The organism is Xanthomonas sp. SHU 166 (assembly GCF_000364685.1).
Lineage (GTDB): Bacteria > Pseudomonadota > Gammaproteobacteria > Xanthomonadales > Xanthomonadaceae > Xanthomonas_A > Xanthomonas_A sontii.
Genome location: NZ_AQOJ01000967.1, coordinates 1 through 2692 on the forward strand (window position 1 = coordinate 1; position 2692 = coordinate 2692).

The following is a 2692-nucleotide window of genomic DNA, read 5'->3' on the forward strand; positions in this document are numbered from 1 at the left end:
AGCACGACGCCTACCGCATCATTTTCGTGCACGTGCCGTGCGCGTGGATGAGCCTGTTCGTCTACGCCGCGATGGGCCTGGCCGGCCTGGTCGCGCTGGTGTGGCGGGTGAAACTGGCGGAAATCGCCTGCATGGCCTCGGCGCCGATCGGCGCGGCCTTCACCTTCGTCACCCTGTGCACCGGCTCGCTGTGGGGCCGGCCGATGTGGGGCACCTGGTGGACCTGGGACGCGCGGCTGACCTCGGAACTGGTGCTGCTGTTCCTGTACCTGGGCGTGATCGGCCTGCACCGTGCCATCGACGATCCGCGCCAGGGCGCGCGCGCCGCCGCGCTGCTGGCGCTGGTCGGGCTGATCAACCTGCCGATCGTGCATTACTCGGTGGTGTGGTGGAACACCTTGCACCAGGGTTCCACGGTGCGCGTGCTGGGCCCGTCGAAGATGCCGCTGTCGATGCTGTGGCCGCTGCTGACCGGCGTGGTCGCCAGCAAGTGCTACTACGTCGCCAGCCTGTGCGGGCGCATGCGCAGCGACTTGCTGGCGCTGGAGCGCGGCAAGGCCTGGGTGCGTGCGATCGCGCTGCAGGCCGCGCCGGTGCCGGCGACGCCCGCCGATGTCGTGCCGCTGCCCGCGGAACACGCGGCATGAGCGGGTTCTGGGCGATGGGCGGCTACGCCGTCTACGTGTGGAGCGCGTACGCACTGGCCTTGCTGGTGCTGATTCTGGACAGCGTGCTGCCGCGCCGCCGCCAGCGCCGCCTGCTCGCCGACATCCGTGCGCAAGTGGCGCGCGAACAGGCACGCCGTGCCCGCGGCAACGTTGCGACCAACGGAGCGCGCAATGCATCCCACCCGTAAGCGCCGCCTGCTGCTGGTGCTGCTGTTGCTCGGCGCCGCGGCGCTGGCCACCGGCCTGTTCGTGCTGGCCCTGCAGCACAACGTCAGCTACCTGTTCACGCCCAGCCAGGTGCAGGCCGGCGCGGCCAGGGACTACCGGGTGTTCCGGCTCGGCGGCATGGTCAAGGCCGGCTCGATCACGCGCAGTGCCGATGCGCTGCAGGTGCAGTTCACCGTGATCGACAAGGCCGGCGCCACCGCCGTGGCCTACACCGGCATCCTGCCCGACCTGTTCCGCGACAACCAGGCGGTGATCGCCACCGGCTCGATGCAGGGCGCGCGCTTCGTCGCCACCGAAGTGCTGGCCAAGCACGACGAGACCTACATGCCGCAGGAACTGAAGGACGCAATGGCGCAGGCGCATGCCGAGCGCGCCCACGTCGGCAACACTGCGGCAGCCGCTGCAGCGACGGCACGGCCATGAGGCCGATCGTGCCCCACCGCGCCGGGAGCGCCGCGCGATGAGCGCCGAACTCGGCCAGTGCGCGCTGATCCTGGCCCTGCTGCTGGCATTGGTGCAGGCCGTATTGCCGCTGCTCGGCGCTTGGCGCGGCCAGCGCGCCTGGATGGCGGTGGCGCGGCCGGCCGCCTACGCCCAGGCCGGCTTCGCCTGGCTGGCCTTCGGCCTGCTCGGCTACGTGTTGCTGCAGCTGGATTTCTCGGTGCGCTACGTCGCCGCCAACGCCAACCTGGCGCAGCCCTGGTACTATCGACTGGCCGCGGTGTGGGGCGCGCACGAAGGCTCGCTGCTGCTGTGGATCGCCATCCTCAACCTGTGGACGGTGGCGCTGGCGCGCAGCGGCCGGCACTTGCCGGAGGCGTTCGCCGCGCGCGTACTCGGCGTGCTCGGGCTGATCTCCAGCGGCTTCCTGGCCTTCGTCCTGTTCACCTCCAACCCGTTCGTACGGCTGTCGCCGATGCCGCGCGACGGCAACGAGCTCAATCCGGTGCTGCAGGACCCGGGCATGGTGCTGCATCCACCGGTGCTGTACACCGGCTATGTCGGCTTCTCGGTGGCCTTCGCCTTCGCCATCGCCGCCCTGCTCGGCGGCGAACAGCAGCAGGCCTGGGTGCGCTGGGCGCGGCCGTGGACCAATGTCGCCTGGGGCTTCCTCAGCGCCGGCATCGTCGCCGGCAGCTGGTGGGCCTATGCCGAGTTGGGCTGGGGCGGCTGGTGGTTCTGGGATCCGGTGGAGAACGCCAGCTTCATGCCGTGGCTGGTCGGCGCGGCGCTGATCCACACCCAGGCGGTCACCGAGAAGCGCGGCGCGCTCGGCGCCTGGACCCTGCTGCTGTCGATCCTGGCGTTCTCGCTGTCGTTGCTGGGCACCTTCCTGGTGCGCTCGGGCGTGCTGACCTCGGTACACGCCTTCGCCGCCGACCCGCGCCGCGGCCTGTACATCCTCGGCTTCCTGGTGCTGGTGGTCGGCGGCTCGCTGCTGCTGTACGCACTGCGCGCGCCACGTCTGGCCGCGGGCAAGCCGTTCGCCGCGCTGTCGCGGGAGACCGCGATTCTGGTCGGCAACCTGATGCTCAGCGTAGCCGCGGCGATGGTGCTGCTGGGCACGCTGTTCCCGCTGCTCGGCGATGCGCTGCGGCTGGGCAAGATCTCGGTCGGGCCGCCCTACTTCGGCCTGCTGTTCCCGCTGCTGATGCTGCCGGTGGTGCTGCTGTTGCCGTTCGGTCCGTACCTGCGCTGGGGCCGCACCGAACCGGGCGCACTGCGCGCGGTGGCCGCGCGCGCCGGGCTGGCCGCACTGGCCTGCGCGCTGCTGGCGTGGCTGCTGAGCGCGGGCA

General features: G+C 71.1%; 4 protein-coding genes. All 4 read left to right on the plus strand.

Annotated features, from left to right (window positions below):
* A partial coding sequence (ccmC, locus tag D180_RS21620) for a heme ABC transporter permease CcmC (RefSeq protein WP_017914415.1) occupies nt 1-647 on the plus strand: 647 nt, incomplete at its 5' end.
* On the plus strand, nt 644-856 hold the full coding sequence (gene ccmD, locus D180_RS21625; protein ID WP_017914416.1) for a heme exporter protein CcmD: 213 nt from the start codon (nt 644-646) through the stop codon (nt 854-856). The genes ccmC and ccmD, both read left to right, overlap by 4 nt.
* The gene (ccmE, locus tag D180_RS21630) at nt 840-1319 is read left to right on the plus strand and encodes a cytochrome c maturation protein CcmE (protein ID WP_017914417.1); all 480 of its coding nucleotides are present in this window, start codon (nt 840-842) and stop codon (nt 1317-1319) included. The genes ccmD and ccmE overlap by 17 nt, the downstream gene beginning before the upstream one ends.
* Before the next feature lie 37 nt (nt 1320-1356).
* Nucleotides 1357-2692: heme lyase CcmF/NrfE family subunit (locus D180_RS21635; protein WP_017914418.1), on the plus strand; the 1336-nt coding region annotated here is incomplete at its 3' end.

Bases quoted from the DNA above. Each gene is read 5' to 3' on its own strand.
- ccmD (WP_017914416.1), top strand. From the start codon at position 644: ATGAGCGGGTTCTGGGCGATGGGCGGCTACGCCGTCTACGTGTGGAGC.
- ccmE (WP_017914417.1), top strand. From the start codon at position 840: ATGCATCCCACCCGTAAGCGCCGCCTGCTGCTGGTGCTGCTGTTGCTC.